The organism is Streptomyces olivaceoviridis (assembly GCF_014650115.1).
In the GTDB taxonomy this organism is placed as follows: domain Bacteria; phylum Actinomycetota; class Actinomycetes; order Streptomycetales; family Streptomycetaceae; genus Streptomyces; species Streptomyces olivaceoviridis.
On record NZ_BMUI01000008.1, the window covers coordinates 12,594 to 29,407 of the forward strand.

Genomic DNA, 16,814 nt, shown 5'->3' on the forward strand with positions numbered 1-16,814 from the left:
GCGCTCACCGCGGGTCGGCGCCGGGGCGGCGGCTGCCCAGCACCTCGTCGCGGACGCGGGCGCAGCTGCGGCTGATCAACCGGGAGACGTGCATCTGGGAGATGCCGAGCCGGTCGGCGATGCGGCTCTGGGTCATGTCCTCGAAGAAGCGCATGTAGAGGATGGCCCGCTCGCGCTCGGGCAGTCGGCGCAGCCCCTCCTTGGCGGCCTCGCGGTCGACCACGACGTCGTAGGAGGTGTCCGTGGCGCCGAGGGTGTCGGCGAGGCTGTAGCCGTCGTCACCGCTGGAGAGCTCGGCGTCCAGCGACAGGGTGCTGAAGCTCTCCAGCGCCTCCATACCGGCGGCCACGTCCTCCTCGCTGAGCCCGGTGTGGGCGGCGATGTCGGCGACGGTGGGTTCGGGGCTGCCGGGGTTCTGGGTGAGTTCCCGCCGGGCGACGCGCACCCGATTGCGCAGTTCCTGCACCCGGCGCGGCACCCTGAGGGCCCACATCCGGTCGCGGAAGTGCCGCTTGACCTCTCCGGTGATGGTCGGCACGGCGTAGCTCTCGAAGGCCCCGCGCGAGGGGTCGAAACGGTCGATGGCCTTCACCAGGCCCAGGGCCGCCACCTGGCGCAGGTCCTCGACGGACTCGCCCCGGTCGCGGAACCGGCCGGCGATCCGGTGGGCCATGGGGAGCCAGGCGGTGACGAGTTCGTCGCGTACGGCGTCCCGCTCGGGTCCGTCCTCCAGTTCCGCCAGCCGGACGAACAGCTCCGCGGTGTCCGGGGCGTCGTCGTGGTTCCGTCGGGTGGTCGCCGCGGGGGCGCCGGCGGTGTCGCTGGGGGTGGCGGGCGTGCCGGGACGGCTTGTCGACATGTCGGTCAGCATGCGGAATCGCTCCTGAACGGGGTTTCAGGGCACATGGCCGGAACCGCGGTTCCGGGTCCTGGCCCGAACGGTGGTGTCAGGGTTCTCCGCGGGTGAGCCACCGGGCCCGCCGGAAGGGGGCCCAGGCAGCGGGATTGTCCCCGCGGGGCAGGCGCCTCCGGTCCGAAGCACGAGATTCCGTCTGCCCCTCGCCCCCATGCGCAAACGCGCTGAGCGGAACTTCCGGGACCGCTTCAGCGCAGCGGTACGACGGCCGTGATGCACTTGCCGCCGCAGGGCAGCTCAGCCACCCGGATGTCCCGGGCCAGCCGGCACACGATGGGCCAGCCACGGCCGCCGGGGTGGGGGTGGCCGGGCTCGTCGCCGGCCGGATCGGTGACCGGGAGGTCGTCGCTGTTGTCGCTCACCGAGACCCGGACGCCGCCACCGTCGACGTCGACGCCGAAGCCGGTGATGCCGCCGCCGTGCAGCAGGGCGTTGGTAGTGAGTTCCGACGTGACCAGCAGGGCGTCCTCGACGGCCTCGTGCGCACACGGCAGGTCGCGGGCCCGGCACCGCTCGGTCATGACGCGCTCCACCGTTCTGCGGGCCTCGGCCGGCCGGCACGGCACCCGGCCGCGCGTCTCCGGCAGGGTCGCGCTGGAACTGGTCCGGTGCTTGTCGTCGAGCATCCCTTCCTCCTTGAGCGGTGCCCGGATTGCAGGGTTATCTCCCTCATTCGGCTGACCCGTCAGAGCGTCGTCAAACACCCTCGGTGCCCGTGTCATCACGGCGGACCGAGCGGGTACCCGCCGGACATGACCGATGTGGTGGACGCGGACGAGTTGTTGCGGCGGATCCGAAGGGGCCAGGAGCACGCGGCCGAGGAGGAGCGGGCCTGGCGGGAGCGGGCGCAGAGCCTGACGGCGACGGATCCGGAGGGCGCGCGGGAGGCGGCGGACCGGGCCCGGGCGTTCGAGGCGGTGCTGCGGGTGCTGGAGGAGATCGTCCGCCCGGGCGGGGACCCCGTGCGGACGGAAGGAGTGAAACAGGTCACCTGACCCACTGCTGGTTACCCAAAGGTACGACAGATGGTTTATGGTTCATCCATAACTGACGCGGGAGCGGCGTGGAAGCCGTTCTTCCCCGCTCCTTGTGTCACCACATACGGCCCTGGCTGGTTTCCCCCGTCCAGCCAGGGCTTTTTGCCCCGAGCACGACACGCGGGCGGAGATCCGCCTCCCTCGACGTGCTCCGGACGGTCACAGCGGCTGAAATGGGCTTGGGAGCACACCACCCGGACCGCGACCGCCGCCGGCGAGGAGCCATGCGCCATGACCAAAGCGATCAAACTGCTGACCGCCCTCCCCCAGGCGCAGCGCGAGCGCCTGATGGAGCTGGCGAAGGAGGTGTCCTTCCCGGAGGACACCCACATCTTCGAGGCCGGCGGCACCGCCGACCGGTTCTGGGTGATCCGCTCGGGCGCGGTTCACCTGGACCAGCAGGTCACCTCGCGGCAGCGGGTGACCGTCGCCACGCTGGGCGCGGGCGACATGCTCGGCTGGTCCTGGCTCTTCCCGCCGTACCAGTGGGACTTCGGCGCCGTCGCCTTCAGCAACGTACGGGCCTACGAGTTCGACGGGCCGTCGGTGCTCGGGCTGTGCGTGGAGGATCCGCTGCTCGGGCTCTCGCTGGTGCGGACGGTGGCCGAGATCCTCGCCCACCGGCTGGAGACGACCCGGGGGAAGCTGATGGAGCAGTACACGATGCGGCGGCGCAGCAGCCCGATCTAGGGCACCCGGATCCGCCGGGCCCCGGGCGCGCCCGGCCCTCAGATCCGGTAGCGGCGCAGGGCCGGGACGGTGGCGGCCAGGGCCAGCATCACCACGACGACCAGGACGCCGCCGCCCGCGACGGCGGCCCGCGGGCCGAACGCCGAACCGGCCGTGCCGTGCAGCACGTCGGCCAGCCGCGGCCCGCCCGCGACGACCACCGTGAACACGCCCTGCATCCGGCCGCGCATCTCGTCGGTCGCGGCGGACAGCAGGATGGCGCCGCGGAACACCATCGAGACCATGTCGGCGACACCGGCCACGGCGAGGAAGGCCACGGCGACCCAGAGGTTCGCGCTCAGCCCGAACCCGGCGACGGCCAGACCCCAGGCGACGACCGCCCCGATGACCATCCAGCCGTGCCGGCGGGCCCGCGAGAACACGCCGGAGAACAGGCCGCCGAGCACCGCGCCGACCGGGATGCCGGCGAACAGCACACCGAGCGCGAGACCCTCGCCGTAGGAGCCGTACGTGTGCGCGGCCAGTTCCGGGAACAGGGCGCGGGGCATGCCGAACACCATGGCGACGATGTCGGCGAGGAAGGACAGCAGCAGCACCTTGTGCCGGGAGATGTACTGGAAGCCCGCCGCTATCTCGCGCAGTCCGGCGCGGCGGGCGGTGGCGCCGAGCGGCGGCAGCGCGGGCAGCCGGAAGACGGCCCACACCGTCACGCACAGCGCCAGCGCGTCGATCAGGTACAGCTCGGGCAGCCCGATGACCGGGATGAGCACACCGGCGAGCAGCGGGCCGGCCACCAGGCCCGTCTGCATCACCGTCGAACCGAGGGCGTTGGCGGCCGGCAGTTGCTCAGCGGGGACCAGCCGGGCGATGGACGCGGTGCGGGCGGGCGAGTTGAGCCCGAAGAACGCCTGTTGCAGCGCGAGCAGGACCATGAGGACGACGACCGAGTCCAGACCGGTGACGGCCTGCGCCCAGAACAGCAGCGAGGTCACCGCGATACCGACGTTGGTGACCAGCAGCAGCTTGCGCCGGTCCACGGTGTCGGCGACCGCCCCGCCCCACAGCGCGAAGGCCACCATGGGCACGAGGCCCGCGAGGCTCGCGTAGCCGACCCAGGCCGAGGAGTGGGTGATGTCGTAGATCTGCTTGGGTACGGCGACGGCGGTGAGCTGGCTGCCGACGGCGGTGACGATCGTCGACGACCACAGGCGCCGATAGGCGGGGATGCGCAGCGGGCGGGTGTCCATCGCCCAGCGGCGCCAGCCGCGCCGGGGCGGGTCCCCGGCCGTCGGCGCGTCGGTGCCGGACGGGCCCCGCGTTCGGCTCTCGGACCGGTCGGCCTGGGTACTGCTGCTCTCGCTGGTGTCCACGGATGTCCTGGTTGCTCGTTACATCTTTTCGCTTCGAGAGCCTAACTGTCCCAGGAACTCTCGTGCGCGCCGAACCGGTTCGTCTCAGGGTCCGGTGACCAGGGTCGCGCCGAGGGCCAGCATGGTGAGGGCCACCAGGCCGTCCAGGACCCGCCAGGCGCCGGGCCGGGCCAGGAACCTGCCGAGCAGCCGGGCGCCGAAGCCGAGCGCGGCGAACCAGCACAGGCTGGCGAGCGCGGCGCGAGCCCGAACGTCCAGCGCAGCGGGCCCCGGTCGGCGGCCAGGGAGCCCAGCAGGAACACGGTGTCCAGGTAGACGTGCGGGTTCAGCCAGGTCATCGCCAGGCAGGTGAGCACGGCCCGGCGGCGCGAGCCGGCCGCCTCGCCCTGCGCGCGCAGTCCGGTGCCGGGTCTGAGCACCCGGCGGGCGGCGAGGGCGCCGTAGCAGAGCAGGAACACACCGCCGACGATCCCGATCGCCCGCAGCGCGCCGGGCCAGGCGACCACGACCGCGCCGACCCCGCCGACGCCGAGCGCGATGAGCGCCGCGTCGGACAGGGCGCAGATGCCGACGACGGCGAGGACGGCGTCCCGGCGCACCCCCTGCCGCAGGACGAAGGCGTTCTGGGCGCCGATGGCGACGATCAGGGAGAGGCCGGTGCCGAAGCCGGCGGCAGCGGTGGTCAGGGCGTGGTGCATGCCGTCGACGCTAGAAAAGTCCTGGCCGCAAGTACAGCTAAAGGTTTTTACGTATCATTAGCGCGTGTGATGTCAGAACTGCCTCTGGAGCAGGTGCGGACGCTGCTGGCCGTGGTGGACGAGGGCACCTTCGACGCGGCCGCCGCCGCGCTGCACGTGACGCCGTCCGCGGTCAGCCAGCGGGTCAAGGCCCTCGAACAGCGCACCGGCCGGGTGCTGCTCCAGCGCACCAAGCCGGTGCGGCCCACGGAGTCCGGCGCCGTGCTCGTGCGGTTCGCCCGGCAGCTCGCCCGGCTGGAGCGGGACGCCTGGGGCGAGCTGGGGCTGAACGGCACCGGGGAGCCGACGCGGGTGTCGGTCGCGGTGAACGCGGACTCGCTGGCGACCTGGTTCCTGCCGGCCCTGACCCGGGTCGCGGGCCTGTGCTACGAGCTGCACCGGGAGGACGAGGACCACACGGCGGCGCTGCTGCGCGAGGGCCTGGTGATGGCGGCGGTGACCTCCTCGGCCGACCCGGTGCCCGGCTGCACGGTCCGTCCGCTGGGCCGGATGCGCTATCTGCCGGTGGCCGCCCCCGAGTTCACCGCGGCCCACCTCGACGGGCGGCCCCTGCCGGCGGCGCTGTCCCGGGCGCCCGTCGTGGTCTTCGACCGCAAGGACGACTTCCAGGACGCCTTCGCCCGCCGGCACGGCCGTACGTCCGCCGGCCCGTTCCGGCACCACGTGCCCACCTCGGAGGGGTTCCTGGACGCGGTCGCCGCGGGGCTCGGCTGGGGCATGGTCCCGGAGGTGCAGGCGGGCCCGCTGCTCGACCGGGGGCGGCTTGCCGTGCTCGCCCCCGGCGAGTGGATGGACGTCACGCTGTACTGGCAGCAGTGGAAGCTCGACTCGCCCGCGCTGGCGTCCCTGGCCGATGCGGTGGCGACGACAGCGTCGGAAACGCTGCGCGGCTGACTCCCGTAGCGCCGCCCCGCTCCCCCGCTGAAGCCCGACGGAACTGTCCCGCCGCGCCGCTCCGCCGCCGGAGCCCGGCGGGGCCGAGGGGCGTGCCGCCGGGCCACTCATCGGTGCTGAAGGCCGGCGAGGCCGGGGCGCTGTGGCCCTGGCCCGGTCCGGGGCCCAAGCCCGGCCAGGCCGGGACGCCGTACCGCTCCCCCGTCGAACCCCCGCGAGGCGGACGGTCCAAGGCGCCCCGTCGAACCCCCGCGAGGCGAAATGCCGTGCCGTCGTGGCGCATCGGCGCTGACGGCCGGCGGGGCCGGGCGCCGTGCCGCCGGCCGCTTCCGTGATGAAGTCCGGCGGGGCCGAAGCCGAGCTCCGGGCCCTCGTGTGTTCCTCGTCCGGCGGTCCGTCACCTCGTCGGTGTCGGACGGTCCCTGGCGGAGTGGCGGGGCCCCTCGGTGTCGGGCCGGGCGGTCGGCCGGTTCGAACTCCTCGTCGGGGGTGCGTGGTCGGGTGGTCCGGCGTTCTCCGGGCCCCGCTGCCCGGCCTGTTGACCGCGTGCGGACCCGTCGGACCGGCGCCGCCCGGGGAGATCGCCGCGCGCTCCTCACCCGATCTCCGCCTCTTGTGCCGTTTCACACCCTCCCGACCGGTCACCCGAGACCGGAGAACGCGTGCGGAACGCCTCCACGACCCATCGGCGACGCATGCGACAGGGCACGGACGACTTCGATCCCGAACCAGGAGATTTCCGATGGACAACTGGCGCGAACATGCCGCGTGCCGTTACGAGGACCCGGACCTGTTCTTCCCGATCGGCACCACCGGACCCGCGCAGGTGCAGGCACAGCAGGCCAAGGCGGTGTGCGGGCGCTGCCCGGTGCGGGAGCAGTGCCTGGACTGGGCGCTGGACACGGGCCAGAGCATCGGGATCTGGGGCGGTACGACGGAACTGGAACGCCGGGCTCTGCGGCGCCGCGCCCGCTCCCGGCAGCGCTCCGGCTGACCGGGGCCCGGCGGGGGCTCAGCGGCCACCCCGGCGCAGGGTCCCCCACTCCCGCTCCTGCCGGCCCACCTCGTCCCGGGCCGCGTCGATCACCTCGTCGGCGATCCAGCACAGCGGCTCGACGTCGGCCACGAGCGGCTCGTTGTCGGGGCCCCGGCCCGTCTCCCGGCCCCGCAGGACCCAGGGGCGCACGCCGGGGCCCTTGTCGTGCGGCAGGTGCGCGTAGTCGTAGAGGCGGCGCGCCACCCACAGCTCCACCGACCGGTCCTCCCACCAGTTCTCCACGCCGAGCGGGTTGGCGGACAGCCCCGGCATGGGGACGCCGGTCAGTTCGTCGGTGCTGGAGACGCCGTCGAGGTCGGTGCCCGGTCCCTTGGACCAGCGCACGTACAGACCCTGGTGCCGTTCCACCAGGCGGGCCACTTCGGCCAGTGTGGACACGACCGGCAGGTCGTCCGGTCCGCTCATGGCATGGCCTCCCTCTGCCTCGCTGTGCTGCGCTCGCGCGACCGGGGTACCCCCGGCGCGCGCCGGAAATCGGATTCCGTCGCTCCGCTCCCGGGGCCTCGTAGGCACCGTTTTTCAGATCCCGTAGGCGCCGCCCCCAGGGCCCCGCATGCTCCGCCCTCAGGGCTCGTCGCCGGGCGGTGGCGTGGCCGGGAGCCGCAGCGTGAACACCGTTCCCACCCCCGGCTCGCTCGCGACCCCGGCCGTGCCGCCGTGGGCGGCCACCAGGTGGCGGACGATCGGCAGGCCGAGCCCGCTGCCCCCGGTGCGGCGGCTGCGGGACTTCTCCGCGCGCCAGAACCGCTCGAAGACGTGCGGCAGGTCCCCGGGCGCGATGCCCGAGCCGGTGTCGGCGACGGTGAACACGGCCTCGTCGCCCTCCCGGCGGGCGGAGAGCGTGACGGTGCCGTCGGCGAGGGTGTGCCGCAGCGCGTTGGAGACCAGGTTCCCGAGGACCTGCCGCATCCGCACCGGGTCGGCGTCCAGCCAGGCGGCGGCGTCGGCCTCGGTGCGCAGGGCGACCCCGGCGGTGTCGGCGGCGACGCGGTGGGCCGCGGCGACCTGGTCGAGCAGGTCGCCCGCCCGCAGCGGCTCCCGGTGCAGGCGCAGGGTGCCGGCGTCGGCCGCGGCGAGGTCCTGGAGGTCGTCGATGATCCGCTGGAGCACGAGCGCCTCCTCGTGCAGCGAGTCCAGCAGTGCCGGGTCGGGCTCGACGACGCCGTCCCGGACGACCTCCAGCCAGCCCCGGATGTTGGTGAGCGGGCTGCGCAGCTCGTGCGCGATGTCGCTGACCATGGCCTTGCGCTGCGCCTCCAGGCGGGCACGGCGCTCGGTGAGGTCGTTGAAGGCCTCGGCGAGGATGCCGGTCTCGTCCCGGGTGGTCACCGGCACGCGCACGTGCAGCTCGGGCGGCTGCTGCGCGGCGAGCGTGAGCGCGCGCAGCGGCCGTACCAGCCGGACGGCGACGACGGCGGTCACGGCGACGGTGACGGCGAGGACCAGACCGGCCACGCCGACCACCTTGGCCTTGTTGGCCGGTGACATGTCGAAGCGGGCCGGGTTCTGGTCGCCGATGCCGAGGAACAGCTCGGCCACCGGGGCGACATAGGGCTGGAGCTGGGTGCGACGGGCGGTCTGGACACAGCGCTGGGCGGTCCGCGTGGCCTCGCCGCTGCCGAGCTTGGGGAGCTTGGCGACCAGGAATCCGCCCCCGAGGGAGTCCTTGCCGCGAGGGTCGAAGGTGAAGAACAGCCGTCCGTCGAGGTTCAGTCCGTTCTTGCGCAGGCAGGGCCGGACCAGGTCGGACAGGGTGTCCAGGGCCTTGTGCTCGGTCACGGTGGGGGTGTTGAGCCGGCCGTCCTCGCACACGTCGGCGCCGTAGGCGAAGGGGTCGGCGCCGTCCGCGACGGGGACCACCGGCCGCCCGCTCTCGGTCCGTTCGACGGTGGCCTGGAGGCCGTGGCGTTCGTAGCAGTGTTCGCGTCGCTCGGCCAGCGAGTCCAGTTTGACGCGTTCCGCGGCCGGGAGCCGGTAGGGGCCCACCACGCGTGGGTCGACGCCGCTGAGCTGGGCGCCGGTCTCGGTGTAGGTGTCGGTGCGCAGCGGGTCGACGGTGGCGGCGGCCCGGGGCGGCAGCGGGGTGCCGCGGGGCGCGGAGTCGGCGACCGGGGTGCGGTCGGCGGTGGTGAGGGCGATCCGGCGTCCGGTGCGGGCGGCCAGTTCCCGCAGGGTGGGCCGGACCCCCGCCCAGTCGGAGTGGGTGGCGGCGTAGCCGCTGAGCTGGGCGAGGATGCGGTTGTCGGCGGCGAGGTCCTGCCCCTGCTCCTCCTTCAGGGCGCTGGTGGTGGTGGTCACGGCGAGCCAGGCGGTGGCCGCCACGGAGCAGACGGCGATCAGCGCGGAGACGAACAGCAGCCGGACGACCAGCCGTTTGCGCACCGGGATCCGGCGCCTCACCGCCGGGTGCCGCTCAGCTTGTAGCCGACGCCGAACACGGTCAGCAGCCGCACCGGCCGCCGCGGGTCGGCCTCGATCTTGCGGCGCAGGTTCATGATGTGCACGTCGACGGCCCGCTCGGTGGAAGCCCGGTCGAAGCCCCGGGTGCAGTGCAGCAGTTGCCGCCGGGTGAACACCCGCTCCGGCTCGCCCGCCATGGCCAGCAGGATCTGGAACTCGGCCGGTGTGCACTCCACCGGCGCGCCGTCGCAGCGCACCTCGTGCCGTACCGGGTCGACGCTGATCCCGGCGGCCCGGACGACCGGGTCCTCGTCCCGGGCGCCGACGCCCCGCCCGCTGCGCCTGAGGACCGTACGGATACGGGCCATCAGCTCGCGCGGGCTGTACGGCTTGGTCAGGTAGTCGTCGGCGCCGATGTCGAGGCCGAGCAGGACGTCGTCCTCGGCGGAGCGGGCGGTGAGCATGACGACCGGTATGTCCGGCCGCTCCGGGCCGGCGCGCAGCGCCCGGCACACGCCGAAGCCGTCGAGGACCGGCAGCATCAGGTCCAGGACGACGAGGTCGGGCCGCAGCCGGCGGGCGGCGTCGAGCGCCGCCGCGCCGTCGTGCACGACCGTGGCGGTATGGCCCTCGGCCAGCAGGGAGCGGCGGAGCAGTTCGGCCTGTTTCTCGTCGTCCTCGGCGACCAGCACATGTGCGCACACGAATGCGGATCCTAAGCGGCTCAGTGCGCGAGCCAGTCGGCGTGCCCCATGACGACGACCGGGTGCCGGTCGGGGTCGAGGGTGCGCAGGAGGTCCTTCATGTGCGCCTTGGCGACGCTGACGCAGCCGTGGGTGGGTCCGCCGTGGTCGACGTGCAGCCACACTCCCCCACCGCGTTCCGGACCGAGGGGCCGGGTCCAGTCCAGGGGCGAGGTGCCGGGCTCGCGGTTGTAGTCGATGGCGATGACGTAGTCGAAGGAGCCCTCCAGGGGCTCGCCCTTGAAGCCGGTGCCGGGCGAGTGGAATCCGCTGGAGTGGTGGTACGGGAGCTTGCCGCCGGGGTCCGGGAGCAGCCCGCCGGCGTCGGAGAGGGTGTAGACGCCGAGCGGGGAGCGGAGGTCGCCGAGCATGTGGTGGGCGCTCCAGCCGTGCAGCGCGTTGTGGCCGGGCCAGGCGGCTCCGGCCTGCCAGCCGGCGGGGGTGCGCTGGTGCAGGACGACGGTGCAGAGCGGGGAGTTCTCGCCGCGCCCGGTGACGACGACGGCCTGGGTGCAGCGCGCGGGTATCGCCGCGGTCCGCTCGGGCCCGAGGCCGGGTATGCCGCGCGGGGCCGACGGGCTGGGCGTGCCGGGGGTGGGCGCTGGTGCCGGAAGGCGGGCCGGGGTCCGGCCTTCGGTCGCCTCGGCTCCGCCGCCGCAGCCGGTGAGGAGCAGCGGGGAGGCGAGGAGAGCGACAGCGGTTCTGCGTCGGATCATGAGCCGATCTTGACCGGCAGTTGTTTGGAACCGGTCAGCGTCGGGAACGCGCGGGGAACTGGCCGGATCTCAGGCGTGGTTCGGCTTGCCCGAGGTGTACAGCCAGGTGTGGAACAGCCCGTCCAGCCGCTTGCCCGACGTCGCCTCGGCGAGGCTGACGAACTGTGCCGTGGTCCCGTGTCCGCCGCGGTGCCCGGTCGCCCAGGCCCGAAGGATCCGGAAGAAGTCCCGGTCGCCGACGGTCCGGCGCAGTTCGTGCAGCGCCATGGCGCCGCGGGCGTAGACGGGGGTGCCGAAGATGTTCCCGCCGCTGCCCGGGTCGCCGGGCGGGTAGGCCCACAACTCGTCGCTCGCGGGGCGGGCGTAGAGGGAGTCGAAGGCCTGCTGGGCGCTCCGGCCGCCGTGCTGCTCGGCGTAGAGCCACTCGGCGTAGGTGGCGAAGCCCTCGTTGAGCCAGATGTCCTTCCAGGCGGTGAGGGTGACGGAGTCCCCGAACCACTGGTGGGCGCTCTCGTGGACGAGGGTGTCGAGGTCGGGGGCGGAGTCGTAGACCGGCCGGGTCTGGGTCTCCAGGGCGTAGCCGACGTCCGGGGCGTGGTCGACGATGGCTCCGGCGGCCCGGAACGGGTAGGGCCCGAACAGCTTGCTCTCCCAGTCCAGCACGGAGGGCAGCTTCTTCAGCACGGGCGCCGCGGCGCTGGCCTCGCGGGGGTCCACGGCGTTGTACACCTGGATGCCGTCGCGGGTGGTGTACCGCTCGACCTGGAACTTGCCTATGGTGGCGGTCGCCAGGTAGGTGGCCATGGGCTGGGTCTCGCGCCAGCGGAAGGTCGTCTTCCCGCCGGCGGTGCTCCGGCCGAGCAGGACGCCGTTGGCGACGGCGGCGCGCCCCTCGGGCACGGTGATGGTGAAGTCGTACGACGCCTTGTCCTTGGGGTGGGCATTGGCCGGGAACCACGTCATCGCGCCCTGCGGCTCGCCGGCGACGAACGCGCCGTCGTCGGTGGGGATCCAGCCGTCCGCCGAGCCGTCGGGGTCGGTGACCGGCTTGGGTATGCCGTGGTAGGCGACCGTGACACGGAACTCCTGCCCGGCGCGCAGGGCGTGGCGCGGGGTGACGACGAGTTCCTGGCCGTCGCGCCGGAAGGCCGCCTTCGTGCGGTCGACGGTGACGGCGGTGACCTTCAGGCCGGTGAGGTCGAGGTCGAAGCGGGTGAGGCGCTGGGTGGCGCGGGCGGTGAGCACCGCGGTGGCGTCCAGGCGGCGGGCCGAGGTGTCGTACCGCAGTGTCAGGTCGTAGTGGCGGACGTCGTAGCCGCCGTTGCCGCTGAGCGGGAAGTACGGGTCGCCCGCGCCGGGGGCTCCGGTGGTGCCCGGGGCCGTGGGTCCGGCGGCGCCCAGGAGGGCGGCCACGGCGACGGGGACGGTGGCGAGGACGGCGGTACGGCGGCGGGCGGGCTGTCTGCGGGATGGCGTCACATGTGCTCCTCGGAAGTGGCCGATGATCGACTGGCCGTCAGAGTAGGCGCCGTGCGGGTCCATTTCCCCCTTGTTCAGGTCAAGTCGTTCCGCGTCGCCGCCAGGTGGGCGCGGGCCGGCGCAGTAGGCTCGCACGACCGTCCACGACCCGAGAGGGGCCCGACCGTGAGCGTGCGTGTGCGCCGGATCTACGAACCGCCCGAGCCCGACGACGGTCTGCGCGTCCTGGTCGACCGGCTGTGGCCGCGCGGCCTCGCCAAGGACGCGGCGCACGTGGACGAGTGGCCGAAGGAACTGACCCCGTCGAGCGAGCTGCGCACGTGGTACCACGGCGGGGGCTCCTACGAGGAGTTCAGGAGCCGCTACGAGCAGGAGCTGGAAGCCCCCCGGGCCGCCGAACTGCTGGACCGCCTCAGGGAGTCGGCCCGCTCGGGCACGGTGACCCTCCTCACGGCGTCCAAGAAGACCGAGGAGAGCCACGCGCACGTCCTCGCGGAGCTGGTGGAGGGCTGAGGTCAGCCGGTGTGCCGGGCCGCGTGCCGGCCCGCCGCGCGGCCCGAGAAGAGGCAGCCGCCGAGGAAGGTGCCCTCCAGGGCGTTGTAGCCGTGGACACCGCCACCGCCGAAGCCGGCGACCTCGCCGGCCGCGTACAGCCCCTCGATCGGCGTGCCGTCGGTGCCGAGCGTCCGGGAGTCCAGGTCGGTCTGGATGCCGCCGAGGGCCTTGCGGGTCAGCACGTGCATCCGAACTGCGATGAGGGGGCCGGCGGCCGGGTCGAGGAGGCGGTGCGGGGCGGCGACGCGGCCGAGCCGGTCGCCGATGTAGCGGCGGGCGTTGCGGATGCCCTGGACCTGGGCGTCCTTGCTGTAGGGGTGGGCGATCTGGAGGTCGCGGGCCTCGATCTGGCGGCGCACCACGGCCGCGTCCAGCAGCGGCTCGCCGGTCAGGCCGTTCATCTTCTCGACGAGCTGCTCCAGGTTCCCGGCCGTGACGAAGTCGGCGCCGTGGTCGAGGAAGGCCCGCACCGGTGCCGGGGCCCCCTTGCCGAGCAGCCGGTCGCGCAGCACGGCCTTGCGGTCCTTGGCGGTGATGTCGGGGTTCTGCTCGGAGCCGGAGAGCGCGAACTCCTTCTCGATGATCTTCCGGGTGAGGATGAACCAGGAGTGGTCGTACCCGGCGATGTCCTCGGTGGTGCGCAGGTACCTGAGGGTGCTGAGGGTGTCGTAGCCGGGCAGGCAGGGGTCGGGCAGCCGGCGGCCGAGGGCGTCGAGCCACAGGGACGACGGGCCGGGCAGGATGCGGATGCCGTGGCCGGGCCATATCGGGTCCCAGTTGCGCAGGCCCTCGGTGTAGTGCCACATGCGGTCGCGGTTCACCAGGCGTACGCCGGCCTCGGCGCTGATGTCGAGCATGCGGCCGTCGACGTAGGCGGGGACGCCGGTGACCATCTCGGCGGGGGGCGTGCCGAGCCGCTCGGGCCAGTAGCGGCGGACGATGTCGTGGTCGGCGCCGATGCCGCCGGTGGTGACGACCACGGCCTGGGCTGTGAGTTCGAAGTCGCCGGCGCGGTCGCGGCTGGAGGCGACGCCGCGCGGGGAGTCGTCGGGGGCGAGGACGGTGCCGCGCACACCGCGTGCCGTGCCCCCCTCGACGACCAGTTCGTCCACCCGGTGGCGGTGGTGGAAGGTCAGCAGTCCGTCCCGGGCGGCCTGCCGGGCGTAGCGCACGAAGGGCTCGACCACGCCGGTGCCGGTGCCCCAGGCGATGTGGAAGCGGGGCACGGAGTTGCCGTGCCCGTCCGCCCGCAGGTCGCCGCGCTCGGCCCAGCCGACCGTGGGCAGCAGCTCGATGCCGTGTCCCTGGAGCCAGGACCGCTTCTCGCCGGCCGCGAACTCGACGTAGGCGCGGGCCCAGCGCACCGCCCAGGAGTCCTCGTCGGCGAGCCGGTCGAACCGCGCGCTGCCCTGCCAGTCGCTCCAGGCGAGGGCCAGGGAGTCCTTGATGCCGAGGCGGCGCTGCTCGGGCGAGTCCACCAGGAAGAGGCCGCCGAAGGCCCAGAACGCCTGGCCGCCGAGGTTGGCGGCGTTCTCCTGGTCGACGAGGGCCACCCGGCGGCCCCGGCTGGTGAGTTCGTGTGCCGCGACCAGGCCGGCGAGACCCGCTCCGACGACGATGGCGTCCGCGTCCATGACGACTGTGTCCTTCCTGACGGTGCTCGGTACGGTGCTCGGCGCCGGCCCGTGCCGGTGCGCGTGCGCTCGTACGACGGTGCCGTGCCGGCTGTGCTCATGCGGCGGGGGTGCGGCTGCCGTCCGTGAGCAGTGCGGTGAGCAGCTGCCCCAGCCAGGCCCGGGCGGCCTCGACGTCCCGGTCCAGCAGCAGTTGGGTGGTGACCCCGTCGTACGCGGCGACCACGGCGTGCGCGGCGCCGTCGGCGTCGCCGAGCACGGCGGGAAGTGCGGTGTGGCCCCCGGCCCGGGAGAGCCGGTCGACGATGGCCCGCCGGAGCCGCGCGCGGTGGTCGAGGAGGGCCCGGGCGACGGCCGGGTTCCGGGCGGCGTGCACCAGGAAGTCGGTCTTCACCAGCAGCCAGTCGACGTCGAGCAGCAGCACCTCGGTGACCCGGTCCACGGAGGCGGGCACGTCGAGGTCGGGCCCGTCCTGGGCGAGCGCGTCGGCCACCTGGGCGGCGATGAGGTCGGCGCGCTCCTGGTAGAGGGCGAAGAACAGCTCGTCCAGGGTGGCGAAGTTCGAGTAGAAGGCGCCCCGGCTGAACCCGGCCGCCTCGCAGACCTCCTCGATGGAGACGCGCCCGTAGCCCTTGGCCGCGAACACCGCGAACGCGGCGTCGAGCAGCCGGGCGCGGGTGCGGACCCGGCGCCGGGTGACGCGTCCGGCCGTCTCCATGGCTGCCTCCTCCATTGGATACGCGAATGTATCGGATACACCAGTGTATCGAAACCCTCTGCGCGCCCGCTGATCAAATGGAACGAACTTTCGATTAAGGAGTACGCTGGACCCATGTCCACGCACCTCCAGGGCTCCCTGTTCGACCAGACCGACGAGCTGAGGCTCGGCCCGCTCGTCGGGCTGCGCCGGGCCGAACTGGGCTCGGGCGCCTGGATCGATGTCCTGCCGGGCTGGCTGAGCGGCGCCGACGACCTGTTCGAGCACCTGGCGGCCGAGGTCCCCTGGCGGGCCGAGCAGCGCAAGATGTACGACAACGTGGTGGCCGTGCCGCGCCTGCTCGCCTTCTACCGGGCCGAGGACCCGCTGCCCCACCCGGTCCTCGACGAGGCCCGCACCGCCCTGTCCCGGCACTACACCGGCGAACTGGGCGAGCCGTTCACCACCGCCGGGCTGTGCTACTACCGCGACGGCCGGGACAGCGTCGCCTGGCACGGCGACCGGATCGGCCGGGGCTCCCGGGAGGACACGATGGTCGCGATCCTCTCCGTCGGCGAGCCCCGCGACCTGCTGCTGCGGCCGGCCGGCGGAGGCGGTACGGCGGTCCGGCACCCGCTCGGCCACGGCGACCTCATCGTCATGGGCGGCTCCTGCCAGCGGACCTGGGAGCACTGCGTCCCCAAGACCAGCCGGGCCACGGGACCGCGCATCAGCATCCAGTTCCGCCCGCACGGCGTGCACTGACGACGGGGCCCGCCCGCGCGGGACGATCCTCCGTCTGGTTGGCTGTCCCCGACGATCCGCCGCTGAGGGCTCGGAGAGATCATGCGGGCAGAAGTAAGACAAGTCGCCGACGGCACCTACCTGGTGCACGGCCACAACACCAACTGGGTGATCCTCAAGGACGGCGACGCCGTCACGCTGGTGGACACCGGATACCCCGGGGACCGGTCCGGGCTGCTGGAGTCCCTCGCCGAGGTGGGGAGTTCACCGGACGCGGTCGCCGCCGTCCTCATCACCCACGCGCACAACGACCACCTGGGCTCCGCCGAGTACCTGCGCGCCGCCCACGGCACCCCGGTCTACCTCCACCCGGCCGAGGTCCCGCACGCCCGGCGCGACTTCCTCCAGCAGGCGACCATCGCCGACGTGGTGCGCAACGCCTGGCGGCCCGGCGTGCTGCCCTGGGCGGTGCACGTGATCCGCGTGGGCGGCACCGAGCAGCACCCCGTCACGTCCCCCGAGCCGTTCCCCACCGAGGGGGCGCTCGACCTGCCGGGGCGGCCGGTCCCGGTGCACACCCCCGGCCACACGGACGGGCACTGCGTCTACCACCTGCCCGACGCCGGCATCGTGATTTCCGGGGACGCCCTGGTCAGCGGGCACGCCACCTCCCGGCTCAAGGGCCCGCAGCTGCTGCCCGACTTCTTCCACCACGACCGCGCGCGGACACTGGCCTCCCTGGACGTGGTCGGCGCGCTCGACGGCGACACCCTGCTGCCCGGCCACGGACCGCTCCACCATGGTTCGGTACGGGCCGCGGCCGAACAGGCCCGGGAACGGGCGTCGTAGCCGAACGAGCCGCCTGGCGGAACCGGTCCGCCCGGAGCGCGCCGCGTCTCCCAGAGGGACCAGGCCGCGCGAAGGGACCGAGCCGCCCGGAGAGCGGCCCGCCCGGAGGGACCGGACCCGCCCGCAGCCTGCGTGGCCTCCCGGAAGGACCCGGCCGCCCGAAGCGTGGCCGGCTTCCGCGGGGGCCGGACCGCAGGAGGCACGCCTGGCCCCCCACAGGGGCCGGGCCGCCTGGCGCGAAGGTCCGCGCGGAGCGCGCCGGGCCTCCCGGAGGG

At 73.7% G+C, this 16,814-nt stretch carries 17 protein-coding genes and 1 pseudogene; 7 read left to right on the top strand and 11 right to left on the bottom strand.

All coding sequences use genetic code 11. The features are described from left to right. Positions 1–4: 4 nt before the first annotated feature. Both IE273_RS17145 and IE273_RS17150 read right to left on the bottom strand, forming a co-directional pair. Positions 5–871: an RNA polymerase sigma factor SigF gene (locus IE273_RS17145; RefSeq protein WP_189816051.1), complete on the bottom strand. Its 867-nt coding sequence runs from the start codon at positions 869–871 to the stop codon at positions 5–7. A 233-nt stretch (positions 872–1,104) separates the two neighbouring features. Further along, positions 1,105–1,542 (bottom strand): ATP-binding protein, encoded by a 438-nt coding sequence (locus tag IE273_RS17150; RefSeq protein ID WP_189816052.1) that lies wholly within the window; start codon positions 1,540–1,542, stop codon positions 1,105–1,107. Positions 1,543–1,668: 126 nt separating this feature from the next. On the opposite strand from IE273_RS17150, the gene IE273_RS17155 reads away from it, so the two are divergent. Then, positions 1,669–1,911: a hypothetical protein gene (locus IE273_RS17155; RefSeq protein WP_189816053.1), complete on the top strand. Its 243-nt coding sequence runs from the start codon at positions 1,669–1,671 to the stop codon at positions 1,909–1,911. 273 nt (positions 1,912–2,184) lie between these two features. Continuing rightward, entirely contained in the window at positions 2,185–2,643 is a 459-nt protein-coding gene (locus tag IE273_RS17160; RefSeq protein WP_103816649.1) for a cyclic nucleotide-binding domain-containing protein, read from the top strand. A gap of 38 nt (positions 2,644–2,681) precedes the next feature. Here IE273_RS17160 and IE273_RS17165 read toward each other — a convergent pair whose 3' ends face one another. Both IE273_RS17165 and IE273_RS17170 read right to left on the bottom strand, forming a co-directional pair. Next, complete coding sequence (locus IE273_RS17165; RefSeq protein ID WP_189816054.1) at positions 2,682–4,013, bottom strand: MFS transporter; 1,332 nt, start codon at positions 4,011–4,013, stop codon at positions 2,682–2,684. Positions 4,014–4,097: 84 nt separating this feature from the next. After that, positions 4,098–4,711, bottom strand: a pseudogene (locus IE273_RS17170) (LysE/ArgO family amino acid transporter). A 66-nt stretch (positions 4,712–4,777) separates the two neighbouring features. On the opposite strand from IE273_RS17170, the gene IE273_RS17175 reads away from it, so the two are divergent. Both IE273_RS17175 and IE273_RS17180 read left to right on the top strand, forming a co-directional pair. Beyond that, the gene (locus tag IE273_RS17175; RefSeq protein WP_189816055.1) at positions 4,778–5,665 is read left to right on the top strand and encodes a LysR family transcriptional regulator ArgP; all 888 of its coding nucleotides are present in this window, start codon (positions 4,778–4,780) and stop codon (positions 5,663–5,665) included. Positions 5,666–6,407: 742 nt separating this feature from the next. Then, complete coding sequence (locus IE273_RS17180; protein ID WP_189816056.1) at positions 6,408–6,659, top strand: WhiB family transcriptional regulator; 252 nt, start codon at positions 6,408–6,410, stop codon at positions 6,657–6,659. A gap of 18 nt (positions 6,660–6,677) precedes the next feature. On the opposite strand, the gene IE273_RS17185 is transcribed toward IE273_RS17180, so the two are convergent. The 5 genes from IE273_RS17185 to IE273_RS17205 form a co-directional block, all read right to left on the bottom strand. After that, positions 6,678–7,127: a DUF6098 family protein gene (locus IE273_RS17185; protein WP_189816057.1), complete on the bottom strand. Its 450-nt coding sequence runs from the start codon at positions 7,125–7,127 to the stop codon at positions 6,678–6,680. A 159-nt stretch (positions 7,128–7,286) separates the two neighbouring features. Beyond that, positions 7,287–9,122 (bottom strand): sensor histidine kinase, encoded by a 1,836-nt coding sequence (locus IE273_RS17190; protein WP_189816058.1) that lies wholly within the window; start codon positions 9,120–9,122, stop codon positions 7,287–7,289. After that, positions 9,119–9,826, bottom strand: coding sequence for a response regulator transcription factor (locus IE273_RS17195; protein ID WP_189816059.1), 708 nt, complete (start codon positions 9,824–9,826; stop codon positions 9,119–9,121). The genes IE273_RS17190 and IE273_RS17195 overlap by 4 nt, the downstream gene beginning before the upstream one ends. 20 nt (positions 9,827–9,846) lie before the next feature. Then, positions 9,847–10,581: a L,D-transpeptidase family protein gene (locus tag IE273_RS17200; protein ID WP_189816060.1), complete on the bottom strand. Its 735-nt coding sequence runs from the start codon at positions 10,579–10,581 to the stop codon at positions 9,847–9,849. Positions 10,582–10,650: 69 nt separating this feature from the next. After that, the gene (locus IE273_RS17205; RefSeq protein WP_189816061.1) at positions 10,651–12,060 is read right to left on the bottom strand and encodes a M1 family metallopeptidase; all 1,410 of its coding nucleotides are present in this window, start codon (positions 12,058–12,060) and stop codon (positions 10,651–10,653) included. A gap of 165 nt (positions 12,061–12,225) precedes the next feature. On the opposite strand from IE273_RS17205, the gene IE273_RS17210 reads away from it, so the two are divergent. After that, a complete protein-coding gene (locus tag IE273_RS17210) occupies positions 12,226–12,573 on the top strand; it encodes a DUF488 domain-containing protein (protein ID WP_189816062.1) in 348 nt (115 codons plus the stop codon). Between the two features lie 2 nt (positions 12,574–12,575). Here IE273_RS17210 and IE273_RS17215 read toward each other — a convergent pair whose 3' ends face one another. Further along, entirely contained in the window at positions 12,576–14,249 is a 1,674-nt protein-coding gene (locus tag IE273_RS17215) for an FAD-binding dehydrogenase (RefSeq protein WP_189816063.1), read from the bottom strand. A gap of 97 nt (positions 14,250–14,346) precedes the next feature. After that, positions 14,347–14,967, bottom strand: a complete 621-nt coding sequence (locus tag IE273_RS17220; RefSeq protein WP_189816064.1) for a TetR/AcrR family transcriptional regulator — start codon at positions 14,965–14,967, stop codon at positions 14,347–14,349. Positions 14,968–15,081: 114 nt separating this feature from the next. Between IE273_RS17220 and IE273_RS17225 the strand changes: the two genes are divergently transcribed. Together IE273_RS17225 and IE273_RS17230 are read left to right on the top strand one after the other, a co-directional pair. Then, positions 15,082–15,711 (top strand): alpha-ketoglutarate-dependent dioxygenase AlkB, encoded by a 630-nt coding sequence (locus IE273_RS17225; RefSeq protein ID WP_189816065.1) that lies wholly within the window; start codon positions 15,082–15,084, stop codon positions 15,709–15,711. Positions 15,712–15,792: 81 nt separating this feature from the next. Further along, entirely contained in the window at positions 15,793–16,539 is a 747-nt protein-coding gene (locus tag IE273_RS17230) for an MBL fold metallo-hydrolase (RefSeq protein WP_189816066.1), read from the top strand. The last annotated feature ends 275 nt before the right edge of the window (positions 16,540–16,814 follow it).